Genomic DNA, 21,002 nt, shown 5'->3' with positions numbered 1-21,002 from the left:
AATTAAAAAAGGCCGCCATATGGCAGCCTGATGGGTGATTCTGACGATTATTCGCCGTATGTGCAGGATACGAGCAGCCGGGTTACTAACCGGCCCTCTTCGGTGGGGATCGGCGCCGGGACATTGCCGACAATCCGTAGCGCGCCTACGCAATCATCGGCGCCGTATTGCGCGCTGATATACTCGACAATGGCGTTTACCGCGGCGTCAGCAGCATCGGGATTGGCCTTCGAGGAGATCACATCAACCATCACATACCAGTCGCCGCCAAGGTCAAAGGTGATATCGGTACCGCCGGAAGGCCTGAACACGATGAACTGATCAGTATCTTTCCCGGTGTCGCGCCATTGCCGCCACTGGACCTTAAACCCCGCGGTAAGCCCCTCAGACACAAACAGGTCTTTTAGACGCATATACATCGGTGGTGTCATAAAAACCCCATTAAAAAAGGCCGCCGTGGCGACCTATTTTGTTATTTCCGTCCATGGTTCTCATGGTATCCATACCTTGATTCGGCTTCTTTTCTTACAGCGAAAGCCTCTTCTACGCTTTGGTATACCCCCAAGTGAACCCGTCTTCCGTTCACCTGAATGTAACTCCTGAAACCACTATTACATTTAGCCACGCCAACGCACCCGCTGGTACTAGTGATTCGTAGCTTCTGGTTTTGGCAGTTTTCGGATGAGCTGACGACTCTGAGGTTTTCGATTCTGTTATCCTGCCTATTCCCATTGACATGATCTATAAGGGAGTGAGGATATTCACCATAATATAAAGCCCAAATAATCCGGTGAGCTTTATATAATTTATTTCGCATCCCTATGTGAATGTATTGTTGATTATTGGGAGAGCCCGCTGGTTTTCCAGCAAATCGCTTATTCCATGTTGCACAGGATTGGCTTGTCATGAAGTGTTCTAAAGGCCGAGCTTTCCAATAAAGAACACCATTCTCAGCATCATAGGATAAGCACTCTCTCCAGAAATCAATAGGAATGTTATCGTTGCATTTCATATAAACCTCGTAGCAGGTTCCGTAGATGGTTGGTGCGCCAGAGCGGTCTACGTTCCGCCTTTTCGGGAGCTACCCTAGGCGCTTATAAATTATACCAAAATCAAAGCGACAATTCTTTTTTTATCACCATATCTATGGCGCCTTTCGTATCCTCAAACCCTTTGGAAAGAAATTCTTTCCTTGCTGTTGCTCGCCTAAAGTTTTGAGGAATGTTTGGGTCATGCACGTAGGTAGCATAAGACGCGGAATAACCAACGCGCCCGGTTACCCTGGTGCCGTTAGCCATGATTTCGCGGAACTGGCTGTTGATGAGCGTCGACGTATCGATCGGGGTGTAAAGTGCTGCCTGCGCACTGCCGATAAGCATCGCAGACTGGATTGCTCGCACGACTTTACGTCCCTGGACGTCTTTGATGATGCGATCGAGGTTGGCCTTGGCCTGGCGGATGCCGCGAACTTTAGCGCCCATAATCAGACTCCCGTAATCAGTGCGAAATCGTCCGCCAGTCGCTCGAACGTATCTGCGAACTGGACGATCTGCCGAATCTCATCGGCCTCATCCGGCGGTGCTGCATCGGTCGAAGCGCCAATCAGGATGTAATCTCCCTCCCGCGCCGTTGCGTACTCGGTCCATATCGTGTTTTTAACAACGAGCTCCCGGCCAAGGTCACCGATTTTTGCAGAGAGTCCGCCCTGGTAGTCGCAGAGGATAGCCATCGGCGCTTCCCACCCATACGGCTGACCTCCACCGTCGGTATCGCTACCGTCGGCATCGCGTATGCGCCGCCAGACTGTCGCCGTCGCGGTGAATGACCAATTAGCTACCGAAGACATCAGTCATCCCTCCATCGCAGCACAACGGCGTCTGTGGCGCGTATGCGGTCGCAGTTGATGTACCACTCACCATTGCTTTTCACGTACGCCGTCGTTTGTTGGCCTGTATCGGTGATCACCCACACCCGGGTAAACGTCCGCGGCAGCCGTTGCTGAACTGAAACCCACGCCATTAGCAGCCCCCGACCACCAGAAACAGGCCCACACTGTTGCCGGCGCTGATCGGTAGTTCACTGGTGCAGCCGCTGGTATCCAGTTTCGCCAGCGAGTCACGCAGCCAGGTAATGCCGTCGTCACCGTAGTCGAACGAGCGCGACGCTCCTGATGGCGCCCCCTGCGATTTTATTCGCCTGGCGCCGGATGACGTCGCCATGAGCGCAGCGGCATACATCAGGATGAGCTTTGCCGTGCAGTCGTCATATCCCGCACCATCAAGGCACGGGATAATCTTGTTCACCACGCAGAGAATCGAATCGAGCAGAGCGGCCGGGATGGAGTAACCCAATTCACCGAGGAACGCCTGCACGTCTGCCGCTGTGATTGGGTCAGCCATGGTTATTTCGCCTTTTTCTTCAGCTCGTCGATTTGTTTCTGAGCCTCGTCGAGTTCAGCCTGCAGCTTGGCATTACCAGCGGTTAGCGATTCTACTTTGCCGTTAGCCTCGTCGAGGTCAGCCTGCAGCTTTTGCAGATCGGCCGGGGTCGCTACCTCCAGCATCTGATCTCCCACGGGGATTGCCTTACCAACCAGCCAAAGCGGGAGAGTTTCACCTTTGTAAACTTCGCCCTTTTTAAGTTCGTGGCTGTCATGGGTGAGCAGCCATTGTTGTTCTTTACCAGCCATGCGGCCTCCGTAAAAAAGATGGGGCCGAAGCCCCACAGGTTATGCTTTGGTCAGCTGAACGTAACCAGCCTGGCCATTTGCATCGTGTTTGAACTGCGGAGCCGCGGCGGCCAGAACCGAGAAGACATAATCATCTTCCGGGTTAAGGCGTGCTTTCGGACGCATGGTCATCGGCATGCCATTCAGGATCTGAACGACGTCAGGGCGTTTAACAACGCCAAGCAGTTCATCGGTCGGAACTCTGGAGGCCGGAACCAGCGCGGCCACGCCTGGAATTTCCATGATGCGGGACAGGATGGTCTTCGGATAGTTCGCGGCATAGTCGTTAACCGATGCGTAGAACCAGTCTTTGTAGTTCAGGTAGATCGTCACCGGTGCATAGAAGTTTTCGTTATGCAGCAGGTTAATCAGGTCGGAGATTGCCGCAACCCACTGCGCGCCGCTGGCACCGTTCAGGGTCAGGCCGTGAGTTCCGGTTCCGCGGTTAGGGGCAGTACGCAGTCCATAAATGGTCGCGCCTCCGACGTTGATGTTTGGCTCGCCGTTCAGCACCATGTCTTCCAGCTTCTCAGCGACTTTGCGCTGATGGTTGGAAAGAGCGTCACTGTCCAGCGAATAACCTTCAGTCTGAGCAGCCAGCATCTGGCGCCAGCCGAATGTCAGCTCACTGTCGATGATAGGCAGCGGCGTACCTTCGTAATCCATGACAGGCTGATCACCCTTCGCCTTGCCGCGTCCATCCAGGCTGATGTTTACATCGCCGGAATCGGACAGGGTCATGAAGTAATGGACGATCTTACCGAGCGCCATAGGGCGGGAAACGCTGGCAGCCAGGTCGTTAAACACTGACAGCACGTCACGCTGTACGGTGATAGCCGAGCGGTCCCATTCGCCCCAGACGTCTTTCGGTAGCACGGAGGCGTTACCGACAAGCTCATCAAACGCAATGAACTGACCGTTCGCATCGTTGACTGCAAAGCCATGCTGTGCAGCCATATTGCGCTGCATCATGTCCCAGCGACGGCGGGCATTGAGAATCAGCTTTTGCTGCTGTGGAGTAAACTTTAACATTCTTGTTTTCCTTATGCCTTGGCGTACGGAGTGGAGAGGATCACCACGTCGGCGAAACCTTCCGCCGCCAGAGTGCGCCCTGCTTTTTCGTCGAACGTTGCGACGACCTGGTTGCCGGTTGCGGCCGCTTTGAATACGCCGCCGATACCAATGGTCAGCTCCTGGCCTACCGTATAGGCTGCTGCTGCCAGGCGAACGTTGTATTCCTGCTCCCCCTCCACGCGATATGCCACACCAGTCTCGTTAGCTGCGTAGGCAGTAGTAATCGCCTGACCGATGAAGCGCCGATTTCCGAGGATGAACCAGCGGCCGGTAGTGTCTGCAGATGCCGCCAACTTGCCGGAAGCGATTTTTACGGCAACACCCGGATTAAGAGCAGATGCGACAGGAAGGTTGATGGTTTCCGGCTCACGCTCGACCGGGCCACGATAGATGACGTTAGCCATTATTTTTTCTCCTGATCGATGCCAGCGTTGAGGTCATAGTCTTTCCACTGGTCATTTTCAGCATTGGCCTGCTGGAAAGATGGGTTCAAACCTGTGCTGGTTTGGCACTGTGCATACATGTCGTTCAGCGCTTCGCCGGCCAGCGAGTTGATCGCCGCTTCGGTCATGAACGGGAATTTCGCTTTGACCGCTTCACGCTTGGTCTTGAGGTCTTTTTCAGCGTTGGCCTGCAGCTGAGTTTTCAGCGTGCTGATCTCGTCAGTCAGCGGCTTAATTGCCAGATTTACTGCCGCAGTAATCGCGTCAGAGTTAATCTGAGTACCCGGCTGGTCGCCTGCTTTCTTCTGAACCTGCTGGTTATAGGCATCCCAGACCTGATCGTCGGTCAGCCCCTCGGTTTTAACGCCTGCGGCATTGAGCGCGGCGATCATCTTCTCTTTCATCGGGTTTGTTTCTCCGTTGGTTTTGACTTCGTACTCAGTGGGTTTGCGCACGACCTCTACTGGATCGCCGACCAGCGTGACTGTGCTGTCGTCGATGAGGTATTTTTGCTGGAAGAGCTTATTGCCCTCTTCGAAAATGAATTTGTCGGGCCATACGGTCACGACATAGCGATAAACATCGCTGCCTGACGGCGCGCGAATGGCTTCCCGCAGCATCTGGTAGATTTCATCGAATGAGGCATCTGAGTTGTGGGTGAGGAAGAACTTCACTTTGTTCAGCAGGCCATCTTTGAGGCTATTTGCCGCATCAACGAGGCTTGCAGTCTCGACTTCGCCTTCCTGACCATCGGCATTCACGAACATGCCGACTCCTTCCTCTGGAGTGCCGGCGCCCGGCTCATCGAGCAGGATAGCGATATGGTCGAACTGCATATTGCGAGCGATCCATGAGTACTTCTTCTGCTTCGACTCGCCTGATTTTCTCTCTTTGTTCGTGAGTAATCCGGTAGACAGGTGGATCGGGTCGGTGTTGGTGCCGGCGATCATCTCATCGAGGCGATTAATCAGACGCTTGCCGTCAGGCTTTGTCTCGGCGACCGCCTTATTGATATAAACGTCCATGACGACCTGGTCGCCAGACTTGCTGACGTTCTGTGCCCATGCACCGACGTGATAGCTGTTAATGGCCCGCGGGTCATTGGCGCTGACATATTTGCCATCTACCATCGGATGCGGCAGAGGCATCAGCTTGCCTTCCATCGTCTGGTAGCTGTTGTTAATCTCCTCCGCCGGGTAAAGGCCGCCATTCATCACGATGTCATCGACGATCGGGACCGCACCACGAATGAGGTAGTGCTCCTGGCCGTTGATGGTGGTTGTTGAGATGTTTGAGGCGTTGATGGCGAGGGATTTAACGTGGATGCTGGATAGCTTCACGTTTCGTCCTCATTGGTGGATTTCAGACAATAAAAAAGGCCGCCGTGGCGACCTATTTAATGTGTTTAAACTCCCATCGGAATGAGCTGTAAATGTATTCACCGCCCTCTTCCCTGTCGGTCAGTTTGGCAGTAATTTCGAACTGACTCCCTATTGGGTACAACTTCAAGTCTGACAACTTTTTGGAACATTCGACAGCGAGTGATGGACTTGCCCATTGTCCAGGTATTGGCCTGATATGAACCTTACCTTTTCTACCAGAGGTACTGGCTGGGTAGTAGCTCTCAACAATCAACTTACGATACGGCTCATCAGGTTTTGCCATAAAAACCTCCGCAAAACCTCCTTGTATCATGCAGCCTCTGCCAATTTCCACTGATCTCGCTCTTTATTCAACTTCTCCGCGAGACCTTCGTTAAAAATGCTGCCGTCGTCGTTAAGCAGCACCGGAATCTGGCTGCAGTAGCAGTTGTACCGGTTGCCGTTCTCGGCGTAGAAGTCTCGCACCTGCTCGGTGGTGTAGACCTTTCCGTGACGGCTGGCGTGCCAGCTGCGCGTCGTCGGTTTGAGCGCCGACAGCCACAGCAGGCCGGTATTCAGGCCAAGACGATCCGCAGCCCAGTCCGTTTCGTTCCATTGAGCCTGGCGCAGCGCACCGACCTGCTCAGTCTGAGCGATAGTCTTTGCGCGGCCCATAGAGACATCAAGGCGCTTGCTTATCACCTGCGCCGTTTCGCGGGGATTCACACCGCGCCCAACGGCATCCGCGATGATGTTCGCCAGGTCACCGCGCGCCCGGTCAGCTTCCAGCTTCCAGTCGCTATACGTGCTGATGTAGGCACTGGCGATCTGGTTCTGGTATGCAGGGCTGCTTAAAAGCTGCTGAAGCGTCGTCTGGCTGGCGTACACCTGCGACTGCTGCGAGAGGTTGTTGAAGGCCTCCAGCGTTCCGCGCTGCGTCTCAGCGGCGACGTAATCCATCGCCCACAGGCTTTGTTCGCCGCCTTCCAGCAGGTAATCGTCGAGAATAACCTCTACCGCTTCGAGCAGGTCGGCCAGTTCCTGCGCTGACATGTCGTAGATGAACTTGCCAGCGTTGACCTGGTAGAGCGTTGGCTCTGCACCATTAACGTGACACAGGAAATGCCAGTTGTGGCTGTTAACCTCTCGCTCTCTCCCGGTCAGGCGCTGGTCAAACAGTGCTTTCAGAGCACGCTTGATGCCGACATAACGGTCCTCGATATCCCGGAACATCGCGCTGACCTGCTTCGCTGATCGAGTCGGGTCAACCTTGCTGCGCGGAACTATCGGCAGCCCCACCTTTGCCGTCTGCTCCGGTGTCATCGGCCAGTGGATCATCGGTTGTCACCTTGTCATTCGGGTTAGGTGGTTGCTTTGGCTCAGGCAGAGGGTCGAGGCCTACAATCTCGCGTAGTTCGTTGGCCGTGAATGGCGGCTCGCCACCATAGAAGCCCGACGTTTTCTGGACGATATCAGCCAGTTTCGAAGCGTTCTCGATTTTCTCCTTCTCTCCGGGAGCCAGCAGGTCGGTCCATGAAATGGTGACCTCTCCATTTGTCGGCGGATCGATAATGCCCAGCGTCCAGAAGCGCTCCAGCAAGGCTGTGATTCGGTCAGTAAGGAAGCCGTTGCGGCGGGTATTGCGGCGAATGGCCCAGTCGGTTTTATCCTCATCGCTCGCCAGGCGCCCGGTCTGCTGTCCAAACAGGATGGTGAAAGGGATTTGCACTGATGCCGCCAGTTCGTTCGCGGTGACCTCCCACGTCGGCCCCGGGTCGCCGGGTGTCACGCTCAGAACGTGCATCTGCCCGGCCTGCATGACCGCCGCCGCATCGGTGCCGCGGTTAAGCTTGTTGACCTTATCGCCCATCGCTTCGCCGAGGTCAGCATAACCAGCTTTCTTCGCCAGATCGGACAGCGTAGCCATGTCTGTTTCTTTGCTGAACTCGACCGCGATCTGCCGGCTGGCATTCTTCAGGAAGCCCTCAGCACCACCGCCGGAAATCTTCTCAAGGTCGAGTCCTTTGTTGTATCCGGCCTCAAGCAGGGGGATACCCGACAGAACGTTGTCATCCTCTGAGCCTTCGCAGAACAGGATCACCCTGCTCGGATGCACTGGCTCGCCGCGAGTCGGTCCGACGAAAGCCTCGTCTCCAACCGGCTGCTCGTTGAAGTTGAACATCTTCGGCTGGCCGAACGTCTCGGACTGGCGATCGTTATCCCATTCGGCAACCGTCAACTGCGGCTCCCATACAGGGATCAGCTTAACCAGCGCTGCCTCGCCGAGACTCCTTACAAGGGAAGTGTCGACTTCCTCATTCCATGGCCGGTTATCTTTGATCTGCAGTAACAGCGCGGAGTAGCGCCCCACCATATTGCGGCGATCGGCATCCTTCACCTTCGGCCACAACTTCTTCATGAACTTGGTTACTTTCTTTTCCCAGGCGTTTGTTTTCTCCGCCTCCTGCGCTTCATCACCGTCAACGATTACCGGATAGTCCTGCCAGCATCCATCCAGAAGACGATGCACCACAGCGAATCCTGCGGCGTTACGGCGGTACATGTTGTAGAAGTCGTTAAAGGTGATCGTGCGCGGGTAGCCAAACTCCTGATAGAGCGTAGGGCGCTTGGTGTTGCCACCGCCGATACCGATGGCGTTAAGGTAATTAGCTCGCCGCATTTCAGTGGCGAGATTGTTCACAGCCAGTTGAAGGCCGTTATCTTGTTCGCTCACTGGCGATGCTCCTTAGAAGAATACTGTGCCGACCTGCTTGCGGTTGTTCTTCGCCACGGCAAAGTAGCGAAAGCTGTCGGCGCCGTGCGATGTGAAGTCATGAAGGGGCTTGTCTTTCCAGCAGCCGCGCTTGTCGTCCCACTCCTTGCGGTAACCTTCGAGGTGGGAAATGCCAACAGCGCACTTCTCCTCATCGAAAACGCAGGATTTGAGGATTTCACGCACCGACTCGATGCCGGTGTCGATCCCCGCTTTCGGCACAACGCGGAAGTTCATCGAATACATCCGGCCGTCAATCTCGTAGCCCTCGCGCGCCAGCTCTTTGCGAGACTTCGCATCAGCTGCAAACTCGCGGTTCTCGATGTCGTGCGGTCCCCAGTGCTCACCGTACTCATAGCCGCGGTCTTTCAGCACCTTCATGTAGTGCCGAAGCCCTTCGCCAGAGTTTTCGTAGTAGTCGATGACGTGGAACTCTTCGCCGACCTCGCGAACGAACCAGATCGCCGTGGAGTCCCCCACACCAATATCCCAGAACGTGTGAACCGGTAGATGTGAGTTGTCCGGGATTTGGCCGATCCGCTTGTTGGTGTAGAGCCAGCGGAATTGTTTGGCGTAGTACGCGCCCTCGACCGACTGCTGGAACGCCTCGGCCGGAATGGTCGGGTATTCGCGCTTCATGTCGTCGCCGAGCGTCTTTTCTTTGGCGTAATACCACGCCTTCTGCCGTTCGTTAACGACTACACCGTGTTTCGCCTCCATCTCAGCGAAGTATTCAAGCAGGCGCGCCGGCAGCGTTTCTACCGGGTCAATTGCGTACTGCGGATTCTTCCACCAGGAGAAGAAGAAAAACTTCCAGTCCAGCGCAGATAACGGCTTTCCCTGTAGTAGCGCTTTCTCTGCCGTCTGGCAGTAATCGAAGAAGTAACCCGCCCGGCCCTCTGCGGTGCTCTCGATAGTTGCGAAACAACCTGTCGATACCGCCTCAAACGCACCAGTGACGATTTCACGGGCTTTATCCGGATACTTGGCGCATATCTTTCCGAACTCGGAAACGTGCAGGTAACGCAGCGTGCCGCCACGAAATGAGGTGCTTACGTAGAGTGATCCGCCCTTCTTAAAGACCAGCTCACCGGCTGAGTCGTTACTCGCCGGGTTGGCTGCCTTTATCTCGGCCGGCAGCTTATCGTAGGCATATTTCACCTTTTCGCGAAACAGGCGCTTTGCGTCGTTCAGCGTGTGGGCGATCAGCGCGCACTTTGCCGACTCGAACAGAGCAGCGTCGAGCTGGATGATGCACACTTCTGTGGTGAAGCCGAGCTGGCGAGCTTTCAGGATGATGTTGCGGGTGTGAATCCCCTCGAAGTATTCCCGCTGCTCAGGCGTCATCCTGAAGCGAGTCGGCTTGCCTTCTTTGTCGGTGATCCAGTAAAGATTGTTAAGCCGCCAGTCTTTATCAGCTAGCAGCTTGAGATGCTCAGGTTTCATTACGCCCCCTGAGACAGTGAATCCATCAGGTTAGACAGGTCATCAACCGTCTTATTGCCTTCCTCGGTGTCGAGGTTATACGCCTTACGCTCAGCGTTTATCACTTTTATCTGAGCATCGACACCGGCAGTGATCGAGCGAGACATTGAGGCGTGATTGTCTTCCGTAATTTCTGCGTCTTCGAGGAAGTCGCGGAGCTTATTGGTGATGCCGCGCCATGCCGCCAAACTTTCCCGATGAGCCATGACTACAGCGGCCGCCTCATCGGATGCCCGGTCAATAATCTGCTCATCAGTAACCACTGGTGACTGGTTACCGTCTTTGGTTACCGACTTGGTTACCTTGGCTTTCGTTGCCGCCCTGACCTTTTCTGTCAGGTCGCGCTGCCATCCTTCTTTGTTAGCCCTCTTCAGGATGGTGGCGTGGTTAACGCCATGCTTTTCCCCGATGGCCCTTACTGACAATGAACCAGCCCGGTAAGCCGATTCAATGGCCTCCCAATCTGGTGTTGCCATAATTTTGTCCTCGCCTTGACATTATCGAGCCACCTCTGGAAGTGGCTCTGTAATATCCTCACGTGGGGATGAAGACAGGTTTATCCCTTAGTGGGGTTAACAGTCAGCATCTGGCCGGGCAACAGCGCGGCATGCCCACATACAGGCTTCCTGCATTTTGGTACGCGCGATAGCCATGCAGCGCAAAGCTTCTGCTCTATCGGTTTCGGCCTGACTACCTCTCTCGACAACTTCAGCCGTTGTAACCTCTCGTTCTGTATCGAGCAGACTGCAAAAATGCCGGCTGACACCTTTGAGGCGGTTCATCCGCTCAATGTCGCCATCGGTTAATGTGCGGTAGCCTTTTACAGTGCTGCCATCCTGCGGTTTTGCTTCACTCATTTCGTAGCCTTTTCGGTTGGTTTTCAGAATGCCTATTGCTGCACCCTGTGTTCGTAACGGGAAATGGTCTTACCATTTGAGTTCATCACGTAAGCAACCTCACCGGGTTTCAGGAATACATTTTTGTCCATTCCCGATAGCGCGATGCTCTGCTGGTTGGGGTTGAAACCAACACTCAGTCCGAAATGGATTTTTTCGCCACCTCCAGGTGACATCACCTTTACTGTTAACATGCTTCTTCTCCTGCTTCTGGTAATAAAAAGCCCCGCTAATGCGAGGCTCGTTAATGTGGTGACGGATGCATTACCCCGGCGCTACAGGCGATTGATGGGATCGAGTCGATTACGCTCTTCTTCCCGCATAGTCACCTCCTGTTATTTCAGGCACTGCGTGGTGATGTATTCCTGCAGAGCTCTCAGGGCTGTTTGGTCGCTGAGGATTCCGGCCCGGATACCGAGAACGTTTCGTCCAGCAACTGCAGAGAGTTCGACGGTGGCATCATCGCCCACGCTGGCGGCGCCGGCGGTTTGGGTTGCGGCTGACACTGGACACTTGCCTTTGACGAGCACCCGACCACCATTATCAAGCTTGCGCTGCAGAGCATCATTTTCAGCTTTTGCATCGGCTAATTCCTTCGTGTATTTGGCATCGAGCGCTGCGACGTCGCGCTGCCTTACCTGCATATCAGCGATGGCGTCTTTCGCCAGGCTGAGTTGTTCAGTCGCTTTGTCCCGCTGCCTTTTGAACTCGGTCGCGTTGTCGTGGTAGTGACTGGCCAGCCAGCCGAGGCTGACTATCAGGCACATCAGTACGGCGCTGATAACTGCGATTAGCCGGTTCATGGTTGTACTTCGGCTACAACGCCGCCAGCAGCTTTGAATTTTGCGATCAGGTTATCGGCCTTATGCTCAAACTGGCCATAGCCGGCACCGGGTAATGATGCCCAAATATTGCTGCAGCGATCGATAGCCTGCCGAATCTGCCCGTTATCGATGAGCGGAAGCGCGCCACGTTCTTTGATTTGCTGCAGTGCCACCTGGTCCTGTGAGGCTGGGGAGAAGTCTTTCAGTCCAAGCTGTTTCCGGTACGCATCCCACCATTTTGAAAGCAACTGGTAACGCCCGGCGGCGGTAGATTTGATGCCCAGCTTGGGGAGATTAACCAGTTTTCGTGGGTGGTCGCTGTAGTCAGAGAAAAGCGATCCGCCGACAATGACATCATAACCCTTGTTTTTGGTGTTCTGCCCTGGCTTGTCAGTACCCTCTGACCAGGCGAGCATATCCAGAAACGCCCTGCGCTGCTTATTGAGTTCCAGCATCATCAACTCCTGCTTTTCTGGCGGCGAACTTCTTAATCAGGTTGCCGATCGAGTCAGTACCGATGTAGCCAATGAAGACACTGGCGATGTAAGCGAGATTGCTGCTCAGGCCAATGAAGTCGAGAAGGTCGCGGACGAACCAGGCGATCATCGCGCACATGACCGCATCGATCAGCGTCTTCGCCATGGCGCCACCGTTATAGCGGCCCCGCAAATAGGCCATGATGAAAGCCAGTATTGCGCCGATACCCTGCTCCTTAGCTGCCAGCAGAGCGGCGATGAAATCTTGTTTGTAGGGCATTCGCATAAGCCTCACCTCCGTTAATGACGGATGGCGCTGTGTGTGTTTAAAAGGGGTCAGGCCCGTCAGGCTGGATTTAACAACGAAGCGTGTCGATGATGATTCCTGCGGGACCTGATAATAAAAAGGTCAGCGCAATGGCTGACAATGAGGGTACGGCGCTGACCAATCACCTGTTACTAACGAGGTAAATTGATTCAAGTCAACATAATCAATTTTTGATTATAAAGTCGTTTGCGTATAGTCATTTTTTGATTATATTGTTTTCACAGGCAGGCATTCCGCCGCGATTACGAGGGACCGAAAATGACTACAATCACTATCAATACTTATGACCCTGAAGCACGTTTCAATATGGACAAGGACGAAGCCAAGTCTTTCTTTGAGTTCGTAGAAAAGAAAGCCACAGACGCAGGGTTTAATGTTCAGTACGACAGTTGCAACTATGTCGATGAAGAAAGTGAGCGCTTTGTTGAAAAATGCTTTGAGGATTATTAACCAACTATGACGATCGATGAATACGTAGATTATTATTTTAAGGGCAATAAATCAGCGTTTGCCCGTCACATGGAGGTAAACCCTCAACAGGTTACTAAATGGGTTAATGATGGGTGGGTTGTTGACAACCACACGCTCTATAGCCCCCGCCGTAGCGTTCCAGAACTCACTGTTCCTGAAAATGTTAATGGCGGCGGCTCAGCGGGTAACTGACGCATGTAATCTGGTTCAGGGCTCTTGCGCGGCGGGTGTCGACGTGTCGTGCAGCACGTCTCAACCCAAGAGCCCTGACCGGATCGCAGGCATAAAAAAGCCCCGGCGGAATGCCGAGGCTAATTTTACAAACTGGTATGTGACTATCATCTTCATGCCGCCACTTAAAGTTAAGGCAGCATATCAAAGTAGACTCAAATATGACGTATTTAATCCAGTTTTGCAAGACTTGAGTCTAAATTTGTCGCCTTTTGTTGTGAACGTGATCGCGTTACCTGCAAAAGAGAATCGCTATCAAGGCGCCGCAAGGTGGTTTTCATCTCCTCCCACCGCTCTGTAAACGTTTCTGACCAGTTCTTCGGGGTCACTCCGACCAGAGCGGCAAGTTTTTGGTATTCATACGTCTCCCGCCCTGCCAGCTCGGCTTTGACATCCTGCGCGGCCAGCCAGATAAGTTGACGAAGTCGATCGACAGTCTTCTTCGCAATGCGTATGCCGGCCAGCTTCTCGCTGAATTGCTCCCATGCCCACCTGGTGATCGTCTCCTGGTGTTCCCAGCGGATATTGTCGCTGTAGTTCCAGAGCAGCCAGGCTTTCTGATGCTCTTCCAGCGACAGCAGAGCCCGGCGCCAGCTTGCCGTCGAGTACTCAACGGGCAGAACGAGAGCGATTGATGAACCTTTTGCGCGCGACTGCTGCCCGGGGATTGGCGGGCTGGATGGGTTTACCATGCGGCCTGTTACCGGATCGGCTACTTTCTTCCTTCCCCGGCTGCGCGCCGTAGCGGTGAATTGTGCGTTCTCTGCAAAAGCAACCAACTGTCCTTTCGTCGCACCGCTCAGATCCGCGGTGGCCACTATCAGCTGCTGGCGAACATACTCAAGGTACTGGGTATTCATGCTTTCTCTCCTGAAGCCTGATAGATGCGGACGAAATTCTTCAAAATTCGGTAGTCAACCAGTACGGTGCCACGGTGCCGGCATAGACGCAGCTTTTGCCAGCGGTCGCGGATGCGTTCGATAACGTCACGGCTCATGCGGCCTCCTGATGGCGGGCGCGGCGCTTTTCCAGCGCGCGGGCTCTGCGGGTGAATATGGATTTGATTCGCTGCAGGTAGGGAATATCGAACCGGCGCGGCTCGTTATCAGCCTCAAGGCGCTCTACGCGATCCAGGCCAATGCGTTCAATCAGGTGAATGCGATATTCAACAGCGTTGCCGCTCAACTGCCGGTTGCAGCGGGTGCAGGCGGAGTGGACATTGAACACGTTGAATTTCAGGTGCGACGCCGCACCACGGGAACGGTAATGACTGGCGTCAATTGCGCTGCCGGTCAGGTAGTTGCTCTTACCAATAAGCGGGTTTCCGCAGCTCACGCAGGGCTTACCTTCATCACGAATGCGAATATACCGGTTAAAGGCTGACTGAGCCTCTTTATCCCATTGGGCCTTTGTCTTGAATGACTCTCGCTTGGCCCGGCGACGCTGGCGACCTTCCTTTTCGGATTCGCGCTGGCGCTTCACCGCCCTGGCCTTCGCCGCCTCCCGGGCTTTTGCTGTCTGTTTTTTGCCGATCGCGCTGGCGCATTCAAAACTGCATACCACCTGCCCTTCCCGGGCAGGATGGAACCATTCGCGGCAGTGGGCGCATTTACGACGTGCTGGTTTACGCATGTGGCCTCCGTGCTCTCAGGCGTAGCCACTTCTTATCGACCAGGCGGGCTGTGTAGTCTTTCAGGGTCGGGATGTCGGAAGGCTTAACTTCGACCTTGCGCTTGCGGCGCGCCGGCACGCGGAAGATGCCGCGTTCCATTACTTTGGCGAGAAGACATTGCATAGCCATCACCCCGCAAAGCTCAGCAGCTGACTGGCGGCGTTTTCAGCCTCAGCCGGCGAGTGGAATTTGCGACGCAGAATGTAGTTCCAGAGCACATTCAGCACTGATTTGTAGACGCCGTTAAACTGGCTGTCGTCCATGCTGGCGAAGGAGATCGACTTTGCGACACGACGACGGCTGCCGTCAGGCATCTGGTATTCGTCGTAAAAGCCAGCCTGAATGGTTGCCCACTCGCGGAAGGATTCGAAGTGTTTTAGCAGCGCCATATCGCGGGAACGAGAAATACCGACAGAGGAGAGATACATCTCCGCGGCGTTCTGGAGCGCAGCGCGCTGATCGAATTCGGGTGAGAGGAAGTCGATAAACCCGGATATGAGGGTGCGCTCAGCGGGCTCAATGAGTCCACCGGAAGGGGTCCAGTAGTGATACCCGAGAGTCAGAAGCTTGAAGAACTTCTTGTGGAATGCGTAATTCCGGGGCTTGCGGAAATCACCGCAAAGCAGTTGCCCTACGGGGATAAGTTGCAGGTATTCGCTGGTTCCCGGCTCTGCGGGAATCAGTACGTTTTGATAACTCTTCTCAAATTGCAGTGTTTGCGCCATGTGTCCCCACTTGGCGCCGGGGTAAAGTTGTCAGTTGTCCAGACTGACTAAGTAATTATCGCCCTTCCCGGGGATAAATGCAAAATGAGCATATACGAGAAAATCGCTATTTCTTGGCGTTCTGCTCAGCCATTTCCAGATAGCGCGGATCGGATGCGCGGGGAAGTTGGATACTCTGCTCGCGGTAGTAGCGGACGCGCTCCATGAAATACTCGCGTAGGTGTTCTGGTTGCTCTCTGGCCACCACTTCGGCGACAACCGGCATGTTCAGGCGCTCTTTGTAGGCGACGCCGGATGCCGCGAGGTCTACGTTGACCTTATCGCGTTCTTCCTGGCTTTTGGCTGCTATGTTCCACTGTGATATTTTTATTTACTCCTGATTGACACTTCGCCAGCAAAATATAGAATCATAAGTCCAGTGTATTAGAGTATGCGAGCTGTGTCGCTAAGGAGGTAAGCCTTGACCCAGTTTTTGAACTTACCCGCGATATCTGTTAATTAGCCTTTTGGCTGATCAACGAAGATAGTCACCCCGGGCATATATCGAAACCATTATCTCCGGATAACGGATAAGCGGTGACTGAGGGGAAACCCAGATCGTACAGCAAACTGGAGCGCCGGGGTAACCCGGCGTTTTATTTTCTACAATTTTCCTTCTATTCGGACTTTGCGTTCTGCGGGGGATTTAGGCATCAGTCTTCATCCTCATCCCAATCGTCATCTTCCTCATCCTCGTCATCATCGCAGGATGCGAGCAGTGGATTCATTCGCCGCCCTACCTGGCAGGCGTACCCGCGGCGACCGAGATTGTGCAGCACGCCGTAGATTTCGAACATTTCGGTTCGCTCATCACCAATATCAAGCTCACAAGCCAGTGTGTGGCATTCAGTAGCGAGCGCCGATATCTTCTCAAGCAGTTCGACCTTATTCACCTTTCACCTCCTGCGGCACGGCCGGCAGCGGCATCCAGTGTGTTATTTTGTCCTCCCACACAAAGCCAGGAATAAACTGCTCACCATTAAACAACTGCACATCGAAGTCGCAGCCATCAGTAACAAGCCAATCCCCGAGTTCTGGCATCCGCTCGCTTACCGGAATCCATTTACCCGGCACGGTAGCGGGTTCACTACCGGGTGACTGCGGGGCGGCTGCGAGCATGGCTGCGCGGCAGGCGTTCCAGCCCTTCACCTCAGCGATGGCTGCTACTGCATCCACGGCGTACATGCTCAGTGTATTTGGAATTGGTTTTTCCTCCGGCACTACCGGCGCCGGCTGCGCGTGGCGATAGAGCGGCGCTATGTTGCGCTCGAGGTCGGTGATGACGCTCCATATTGGGACTGACTCAACACCTTGTTTCGCCATATCACGATAACTGTCGGCATACGCCAGCACAGGATTGCGATCCGGCTCGCTGTCCGCTACCGGCTGCACTGGCGGCATATCTGGACCTTTGCGAATGGCTTTTGCCAGCTCGATAGGGTCATCGTAAAGCCAGTCTCCGGTGTCAGGGTGATTGGCTTCTGCCAGTCGAGCGGCCCACTCCAGACCGTCTTTGTGTCCCTGTAGGTAGTCGAGAGGCATCTCAACCGTCTCGCTGTCCATTGCGGCCAGCGCCATGCGGGCCAACTCTTTAATCACGGTGCAATTTTCAAGTCCTTCGCAGTCATCCATTAAGAGCCAATCATCATTAAAAATTTTCTGAATTCCTTCTTTGGTCAATATGCTCATGCCGCGCTTCCTTCTGATTTGTTAACGATCACGCCGTCATAAACCTCTTTGAGGTGGCCGCGAAGATCCATGCGACGGAGCGCGCTAAACATGTAATCGCATTCCGCCTGTTTGTTAGCCTGAAATGGCTTGCTGTCCCGGTTAACCCACTCCCAGTTGCCAGGCCAGCCGTGAACCTTCTTAACCCGACCTTTGACCACGTGAAGCAATCCCCAGCCAGGCTGCAAATCCTCAATATTTACGATACCCGGCTCACTAATCATGAAACGCCAGTCTCCCATGCCCTTCTCGGGTTCAACACGGAAAGGTTTCTTGCGGTCGGCCAACAAGTCAGAACGAGAGCATTTAGCCTCAATTAGGCAACTGGCCCCATTGCGAAAGCCGATTGCATCAGCCTGCTCACCGTATGGCGTCCATGCTCGGAACCGGTCATGAAAGGCCACCTTGAAACCGTTGTTTTGCAGAAAACGGCAGGCTATCTGGCAAAGTTCATCGTGTGTAAGCGCCATCACTCAGCCTCCACCTTGATGCCAGCGGCGGTTAGCATTGCCAGCACATCATCAAACTTGAGATATTCCCCTTCATTGTCGCTGTGCATATACCAGTCATCCCAACCATCAGCACCTGGCTGAAGTCGTTGTGGCAACTTCACGGTGACGGTGCGGGACTCCAGCTCGGCGATGCGCTGGCGCAGTGCTGCGATCTCCATCTCTGCAGCATCGGCATAATGGACGTTTTCATGCTCCAGCGGCGGCAGGTCTGGGGTTTTCACGCCAAAGAGCGCCGCCAGCGCTCGATAGTTCTGCTCGCTGTGATAGCGACCTTTACAGCGGACCAGTTTTTCGGCTGCTGCGCGGATAGGTTCAAGCTCAGAAATCAGCTGCTGTCTCTCGCATGACTCCTGTGCCAGACCAGCATTCCATTCCCGCAATCTTTCGATATAGCGATTCGCATTCTCCAGCGCCTCTACCAGCGCATCAACGTAGCCAGCGGCACGAAGGGCAAACTCAGTGATTGATAGCTCAGCGTCAGTTTCTTTCCCGTAGCTTTCGCACTCCGACACAACGGCAAAATAGTCAGAATCAATTTCGTTATCTGCCAGATGGCGTAGCAGGTCGGCTGTCTGCTGCCCGTTTGCAATCAGCAATTCGTTCCGCTGCGCCAGTTCGGTGATATCAGTCATGCTGCATCCTCCAGACCGATTAGCTCGGCAATCTGTGCCAGCGTGTCCTCGCTTTCACCAACCGGTTTATCCATCCAGTCAAACGAAATCAGATGGCCGCGCTCGATAACTCCGATGTTGAAATCGTCGCTATCTACAGTACGGAAACCGTGTGATATGGCTCCATTGCGGGTCTCGTAGTGGATGAGGTCGGATGAATATTCGATACCGTGCCCACCTTCGTTACACCAGGCTCGCCGGATAATTACGATGAATGACTTGCTCATTTGTCTGCCCCCTCGCGCAGCGAAAACTCCCATGCGTATTCGTCAGACGTTGTGAAGTAATCGAGACGATCCATGGTGATTACGCCGTAGCGCCCGCGCTCACCGATGAAGAATTCGCCAATCACATCATCGTTGTGAATTTTATAAGGCTTTCCGATAGCGATTAACGCTACTCCATCCTGCGTGCGCTTTTTAGCTGCCGTGAATGTGATGGTCTTTTCCCGTTCTGCTACACCATCAGCCTTAATCCCGGCTACGATGCGATCGGTGGCGGGGGTTTCGTCTGCAAACGTGTCGCAAATCATATGCAGGTAGCCTTCATTCGTTGGTCTGATACGGTTCATCACCCCAGCGATGAAATACTCCCGGCATTCGCTGATTATTTTTTTTGCCTCCACATTCTCCGCAGCCAGCTGAGCATTTTGGTCTGCCAGCATATTCCCGGTTTTTATGGCGGCATCCAGTGAAGCGCTGCAAATGCGGAACTCTTTCGCCAGCTTCAGGAACTTCTGCTCTCTGATCGACAGCTCGCCTGCGCTCTCCAGGGAGGCGATGAGCTCGTTTACCGTCTGTAATGTGATAGTCATTTGGAGGCTCCTTCGGTAAGCATGGCGATGATTTCTTCCGGGGTCTCTTTCACGTCAATGCGTTCTCCGGAGGTCATTTTCAGAATTGTCACGCCAGCGAAAAACATGCTGACGATGTGACCTGCGGCAACAAATACAGGCTCGTAGACTGTTTCAGGCTCCCAGCCATATTTGCCCTGGCGCTCTACCGTTCCCCTTTGGCTTAATTTGATAAATTTCATGCCTGCGCCCTCCCGTAAACAGCCAGTACCCGCTTCATCACCGGACTGTTGCGGCACTCCTGAAATATTCCGTTGGTGCAGTTGCGCGCGGTTCCGGCCTGCTCTTCCGGTGTCGCCAGGCGATAAGTCACCGTTCGCCAGACCTTACTCACGCGCACAATCTTCCTAGCCCGCTCCAGGTCGATAGCGTTCTTCGTGATGCAGTTGATGGTGATACCACACTCTGCAGACACATCCTTCGCAGTGAAGGTCCGGTGCGTTTCGAGATAACGCAGAATTGCCTGTTTGCCTTTCATGCTGCCCCCTTGGAGCGGTAAGAATCCCAGGTGAATGAGAGCGTGCATCCGCCGCCGTCGCTCATGCGATCAAGAACGCGTTCGCCGATGAATGCAGACAACTCCTCCCTGGTCTGGTTGCTGATCAGGATGGTTGGCTTCATCCGCTCATATCGGGTGTTGATGATTTCGAACATGATCAACTTCTCGGCTTCGCTGCCAAACTGCACACCAACCTCGTCGATAATCAGCAGATCAGGTTTCGTGAAGTAACGGATCACCTCATCCTCAGTGCGGCTTGAACCTTTCGACCAGGTTGACTTGTACTCACGTGCAATTTTCAGCGCCGTGGTAAACACTGCAGAACTCTGGTGTTCTGTGATCGCATGCCGTGCGATAGCCAGTGCCAGGTGATTCTTTCCGGTACCTGGTTTGCCGCACATCACAAGACCGCCACCCTTCTGCAAACGCTCTGGCCAACGGCTTGCATATGCCTGGCACACCTTAAGTGCGCGTTTTGCGTCGTCGTTCACTGGCTCATAGTTCTGCAGCGTGCAGTTTTCGAAGCGCGCCGGGATGTTCAGTCCGTCCAGCAGGCGCTCGATGTTTCTTTTGCGGGCTGCTTCGTTGATGCTAATTCTTTCCGCCTGCAAGCGGCCTAACTCCTCTTTGAGGCATTCAGGGCAGCAGCTTGGGCGCGGGGGAATTTTCACGACAGCGTTTAAGAAATGCCTGGTCCTGCATTCAAAGGGGCCATGCGTTTCGCAGTTCTCGGTGCTGATAGTTAGCTCGATATCTTCATGCTGAACTGGCGGCTGGCTCAGCTCAGCAATACGTTTCTCAAGTTGATTGATTTTTTCATCCAGCGTCATGATTAGTCCCTCGCCCATGCAGGAATTTCAGTCTGGCCGTAGTCTTTGCCAGCAAAGTTCTCAGATACGCGAGACGGAGCGCGGGAAGGCTGCTTAGCGCCTTTCGGCTCAAACAATCCCTGCCAGCCGTTAGCAATGCTCTGGTTGATAATTTCTTCAGGCTGGTATCCGCTGCACTTGCAACGCTCAAGCAGATTGATGGCCTGGGTAACCGTCTGCTGAGACTTGATCGGTTTTTTCAGGTCGCGACGATATGCCACCCATGACGACCAGATTTCTGCAGAAAGCCAGTCAGGCAACTGAACAGCTAACGCATCGAACGAAACCGCCCGGGGGGATTTAGGGGGGTTATTAATATTGTCTTTATTGTCTTTTGTATGTTT

Annotated in this window: 35 protein-coding genes and 1 pseudogene; 2 read left to right on the top strand and 34 right to left on the bottom strand. The window is 54.0% G+C overall.

What is annotated here, in order from left to right; genetic code table 11:
* Positions 1 to 47: 47 nt before the first annotated feature.
* The 18 genes from HMPREF9538_RS25730 to HMPREF9538_RS25825 all read right to left on the bottom strand — a co-directional run bounded on the left by HMPREF9538_RS25730 (position 48) and on the right by HMPREF9538_RS25825 (position 12,346).
* Positions 48 to 431 (bottom strand): hypothetical protein, encoded by a 384-nt coding sequence (locus HMPREF9538_RS25730; RefSeq protein WP_032456972.1) that lies wholly within the window; start codon positions 429 to 431, stop codon positions 48 to 50.
* Between the two features lie 41 nt (positions 432 to 472).
* A complete protein-coding gene (locus HMPREF9538_RS33275; RefSeq protein WP_223372331.1) occupies positions 473 to 817 on the bottom strand; it encodes an HNH endonuclease signature motif containing protein in 345 nt (114 codons plus the stop codon).
* A gap of 295 nt (positions 818 to 1,112) precedes the next feature.
* Complete coding sequence (locus HMPREF9538_RS25740; RefSeq protein WP_009483911.1) at positions 1,113 to 1,481, bottom strand: hypothetical protein; 369 nt, start codon at positions 1,479 to 1,481, stop codon at positions 1,113 to 1,115.
* Positions 1,482 to 1,483: 2 nt separating this feature from the next.
* Positions 1,484 to 1,846 (bottom strand): hypothetical protein, encoded by a 363-nt coding sequence (locus HMPREF9538_RS25745; RefSeq protein ID WP_009483910.1) that lies wholly within the window; start codon positions 1,844 to 1,846, stop codon positions 1,484 to 1,486.
* Between the two features lie 172 nt (positions 1,847 to 2,018).
* Positions 2,019 to 2,399 (bottom strand): hypothetical protein, encoded by a 381-nt coding sequence (locus HMPREF9538_RS25755; protein WP_009483908.1) that lies wholly within the window; start codon positions 2,397 to 2,399, stop codon positions 2,019 to 2,021.
* A 2-nt stretch (positions 2,400 to 2,401) separates the two neighbouring features.
* A complete protein-coding gene (locus tag HMPREF9538_RS25760) occupies positions 2,402 to 2,689 on the bottom strand; it encodes a hypothetical protein (protein ID WP_009483907.1) in 288 nt (95 codons plus the stop codon).
* Positions 2,690 to 2,728: 39 nt separating this feature from the next.
* The gene (locus tag HMPREF9538_RS25765) at positions 2,729 to 3,760 is read right to left on the bottom strand and encodes a major capsid protein (protein ID WP_009483906.1); all 1,032 of its coding nucleotides are present in this window, start codon (positions 3,758 to 3,760) and stop codon (positions 2,729 to 2,731) included.
* Between the two features lie 11 nt (positions 3,761 to 3,771).
* The gene (locus HMPREF9538_RS25770; RefSeq protein WP_009483905.1) at positions 3,772 to 4,206 is read right to left on the bottom strand and encodes a hypothetical protein; all 435 of its coding nucleotides are present in this window, start codon (positions 4,204 to 4,206) and stop codon (positions 3,772 to 3,774) included.
* Positions 4,206 to 5,585 carry a hypothetical protein gene (locus tag HMPREF9538_RS25775; RefSeq protein WP_009483904.1) on the bottom strand — a complete coding sequence of 460 codons (1,380 nt, stop codon included), beginning with the start codon at positions 5,583 to 5,585 and terminating at the stop codon, positions 4,206 to 4,208. Before HMPREF9538_RS25775 ends, HMPREF9538_RS25770 begins: the two co-directional genes overlap by 1 nt.
* 351 nt (positions 5,586 to 5,936) lie before the next feature.
* Positions 5,937 to 6,944, bottom strand: coding sequence for a phage minor head protein (locus tag HMPREF9538_RS25785; protein ID WP_032456971.1), 1,008 nt, complete (start codon positions 6,942 to 6,944; stop codon positions 5,937 to 5,939).
* Positions 6,871 to 8,340: a DUF1073 domain-containing protein gene (locus tag HMPREF9538_RS25790; protein ID WP_009483901.1), complete on the bottom strand. Its 1,470-nt coding sequence runs from the start codon at positions 8,338 to 8,340 to the stop codon at positions 6,871 to 6,873. The genes HMPREF9538_RS25785 and HMPREF9538_RS25790 overlap by 74 nt, the downstream gene beginning before the upstream one ends.
* Before the next feature lie 12 nt (positions 8,341 to 8,352).
* Positions 8,353 to 9,825: a terminase gene (locus HMPREF9538_RS25795; RefSeq protein ID WP_009483900.1), complete on the bottom strand. Its 1,473-nt coding sequence runs from the start codon at positions 9,823 to 9,825 to the stop codon at positions 8,353 to 8,355.
* Positions 9,825 to 10,340 (bottom strand): hypothetical protein, encoded by a 516-nt coding sequence (locus HMPREF9538_RS25800; RefSeq protein WP_009483899.1) that lies wholly within the window; start codon positions 10,338 to 10,340, stop codon positions 9,825 to 9,827. Before HMPREF9538_RS25800 ends, HMPREF9538_RS25795 begins: the two co-directional genes overlap by 1 nt.
* A 96-nt stretch (positions 10,341 to 10,436) precedes the next feature.
* Positions 10,437 to 10,721, bottom strand: a complete 285-nt coding sequence (locus HMPREF9538_RS25805; RefSeq protein ID WP_009483898.1) for a hypothetical protein — start codon at positions 10,719 to 10,721, stop codon at positions 10,437 to 10,439.
* Between the two features lie 32 nt (positions 10,722 to 10,753).
* On the bottom strand, positions 10,754 to 10,954 hold the full coding sequence (locus HMPREF9538_RS25810) for a hypothetical protein (protein WP_009483897.1): 201 nt from the start codon (positions 10,952 to 10,954) through the stop codon (positions 10,754 to 10,756).
* Positions 10,955 to 11,095: 141 nt separating this feature from the next.
* The gene (locus HMPREF9538_RS25815; protein WP_009483896.1) at positions 11,096 to 11,563 is read right to left on the bottom strand and encodes a lysis protein; all 468 of its coding nucleotides are present in this window, start codon (positions 11,561 to 11,563) and stop codon (positions 11,096 to 11,098) included.
* Positions 11,560 to 12,039: a glycoside hydrolase family protein gene (locus tag HMPREF9538_RS25820; RefSeq protein WP_004196814.1), complete on the bottom strand. Its 480-nt coding sequence runs from the start codon at positions 12,037 to 12,039 to the stop codon at positions 11,560 to 11,562. The genes HMPREF9538_RS25815 and HMPREF9538_RS25820 overlap by 4 nt, the downstream gene beginning before the upstream one ends.
* Positions 12,023 to 12,346 carry a phage holin, lambda family gene (locus HMPREF9538_RS25825; protein WP_032456970.1) on the bottom strand — a complete coding sequence of 108 codons (324 nt, stop codon included), beginning with the start codon at positions 12,344 to 12,346 and terminating at the stop codon, positions 12,023 to 12,025. Before HMPREF9538_RS25825 ends, HMPREF9538_RS25820 begins: the two co-directional genes overlap by 17 nt.
* Before the next feature lie 300 nt (positions 12,347 to 12,646).
* Here HMPREF9538_RS25825 and HMPREF9538_RS25830 point away from each other — a divergent pair, with 300 nt between their 5' ends.
* Together HMPREF9538_RS25830 and HMPREF9538_RS29075 are read left to right on the top strand one after the other, a co-directional pair.
* A complete protein-coding gene (locus HMPREF9538_RS25830; RefSeq protein ID WP_009483893.1) occupies positions 12,647 to 12,838 on the top strand; it encodes a hypothetical protein in 192 nt (63 codons plus the stop codon).
* A gap of 6 nt (positions 12,839 to 12,844) precedes the next feature.
* Entirely contained in the window at positions 12,845 to 13,051 is a 207-nt protein-coding gene (locus HMPREF9538_RS29075; RefSeq protein ID WP_009483892.1) for a hypothetical protein, read from the top strand.
* Positions 13,052 to 13,260: 209 nt separating this feature from the next.
* Here the strand turns inward: HMPREF9538_RS29075 and HMPREF9538_RS25835 are convergent, their stop codons facing one another.
* The 16 genes and pseudogenes from HMPREF9538_RS25835 to HMPREF9538_RS25905 form a co-directional block, all read right to left on the bottom strand.
* Positions 13,261 to 13,950, bottom strand: a complete 690-nt coding sequence (locus HMPREF9538_RS25835) for a bacteriophage antitermination protein Q (RefSeq protein ID WP_009483891.1) — start codon at positions 13,948 to 13,950, stop codon at positions 13,261 to 13,263.
* Positions 13,947 to 14,087 (bottom strand): YlcG family protein, encoded by a 141-nt coding sequence (locus HMPREF9538_RS31300; RefSeq protein WP_009483890.1) that lies wholly within the window; start codon positions 14,085 to 14,087, stop codon positions 13,947 to 13,949. Before HMPREF9538_RS31300 ends, HMPREF9538_RS25835 begins: the two co-directional genes overlap by 4 nt.
* Positions 14,084 to 14,722 (bottom strand): recombination protein NinG, encoded by a 639-nt coding sequence (locus HMPREF9538_RS25845; RefSeq protein ID WP_009483889.1) that lies wholly within the window; start codon positions 14,720 to 14,722, stop codon positions 14,084 to 14,086. Before HMPREF9538_RS25845 ends, HMPREF9538_RS31300 begins: the two co-directional genes overlap by 4 nt.
* The gene (locus HMPREF9538_RS29070; RefSeq protein WP_032413853.1) at positions 14,715 to 14,885 is read right to left on the bottom strand and encodes a NinE family protein; all 171 of its coding nucleotides are present in this window, start codon (positions 14,883 to 14,885) and stop codon (positions 14,715 to 14,717) included. Before HMPREF9538_RS29070 ends, HMPREF9538_RS25845 begins: the two co-directional genes overlap by 8 nt.
* A 5-nt stretch (positions 14,886 to 14,890) precedes the next feature.
* Positions 14,891 to 15,487 (bottom strand): DUF1367 family protein, encoded by a 597-nt coding sequence (locus HMPREF9538_RS25855; RefSeq protein WP_009483887.1) that lies wholly within the window; start codon positions 15,485 to 15,487, stop codon positions 14,891 to 14,893.
* Between the two features lie 106 nt (positions 15,488 to 15,593).
* Positions 15,594 to 15,851 carry a DNA polymerase III subunit theta gene (locus HMPREF9538_RS0126770; RefSeq protein WP_012542616.1) on the bottom strand — a complete coding sequence of 86 codons (258 nt, stop codon included), beginning with the start codon at positions 15,849 to 15,851 and terminating at the stop codon, positions 15,594 to 15,596.
* Positions 15,852 to 16,179: 328 nt separating this feature from the next.
* Positions 16,180 to 16,419 carry a hypothetical protein gene (locus HMPREF9538_RS25860; protein ID WP_004191569.1) on the bottom strand — a complete coding sequence of 80 codons (240 nt, stop codon included), beginning with the start codon at positions 16,417 to 16,419 and terminating at the stop codon, positions 16,180 to 16,182.
* Positions 16,412 to 17,215: a DUF551 domain-containing protein gene (locus HMPREF9538_RS25865; RefSeq protein WP_004191571.1), complete on the bottom strand. Its 804-nt coding sequence runs from the start codon at positions 17,213 to 17,215 to the stop codon at positions 16,412 to 16,414. The genes HMPREF9538_RS25860 and HMPREF9538_RS25865 overlap by 8 nt, the downstream gene beginning before the upstream one ends.
* A complete protein-coding gene (locus HMPREF9538_RS25870; RefSeq protein ID WP_004191573.1) occupies positions 17,212 to 17,724 on the bottom strand; it encodes a hypothetical protein in 513 nt (170 codons plus the stop codon). The genes HMPREF9538_RS25865 and HMPREF9538_RS25870 overlap by 4 nt, the downstream gene beginning before the upstream one ends.
* On the bottom strand, positions 17,724 to 18,398 hold the full coding sequence (locus tag HMPREF9538_RS25875) for an ead/Ea22-like family protein (protein WP_004191575.1): 675 nt from the start codon (positions 18,396 to 18,398) through the stop codon (positions 17,724 to 17,726). The genes HMPREF9538_RS25870 and HMPREF9538_RS25875 overlap by 1 nt, the downstream gene beginning before the upstream one ends.
* Positions 18,395 to 18,664: a hypothetical protein gene (locus HMPREF9538_RS25880; RefSeq protein ID WP_004191576.1), complete on the bottom strand. Its 270-nt coding sequence runs from the start codon at positions 18,662 to 18,664 to the stop codon at positions 18,395 to 18,397. The genes HMPREF9538_RS25875 and HMPREF9538_RS25880 overlap by 4 nt, the downstream gene beginning before the upstream one ends.
* Positions 18,661 to 19,251: a hypothetical protein gene (locus HMPREF9538_RS33270; RefSeq protein ID WP_009483885.1), complete on the bottom strand. Its 591-nt coding sequence runs from the start codon at positions 19,249 to 19,251 to the stop codon at positions 18,661 to 18,663. Before HMPREF9538_RS33270 ends, HMPREF9538_RS25880 begins: the two co-directional genes overlap by 4 nt.
* Entirely contained in the window at positions 19,248 to 19,472 is a 225-nt protein-coding gene (locus tag HMPREF9538_RS25890) for a hypothetical protein (RefSeq protein WP_004191580.1), read from the bottom strand. Before HMPREF9538_RS25890 ends, HMPREF9538_RS33270 begins: the two co-directional genes overlap by 4 nt.
* Positions 19,469 to 19,768, bottom strand: coding sequence for a hypothetical protein (locus HMPREF9538_RS25895; RefSeq protein ID WP_004191581.1), 300 nt, complete (start codon positions 19,766 to 19,768; stop codon positions 19,469 to 19,471). The genes HMPREF9538_RS25890 and HMPREF9538_RS25895 overlap by 4 nt, the downstream gene beginning before the upstream one ends.
* On the bottom strand, positions 19,765 to 20,637 hold the full coding sequence (locus HMPREF9538_RS25900; RefSeq protein ID WP_004191583.1) for an ATP-binding protein: 873 nt from the start codon (positions 20,635 to 20,637) through the stop codon (positions 19,765 to 19,767). The genes HMPREF9538_RS25895 and HMPREF9538_RS25900 overlap by 4 nt, the downstream gene beginning before the upstream one ends.
* Positions 20,622 to 21,002: pseudogene (locus HMPREF9538_RS25905) on the bottom strand (replication protein); the annotation flags it as partial. The gene HMPREF9538_RS25900 and the pseudogene HMPREF9538_RS25905, both read right to left, overlap by 16 nt.

The organism is Klebsiella sp. MS 92-3, from assembly GCF_000195655.1.
GTDB lineage: Bacteria > Pseudomonadota > Gammaproteobacteria > Enterobacterales > Enterobacteriaceae > Klebsiella > Klebsiella pneumoniae.
Note: the sequence above shows the minus strand (reverse complement) of the source record. Positions and strands in the feature narration are given on the sequence as shown.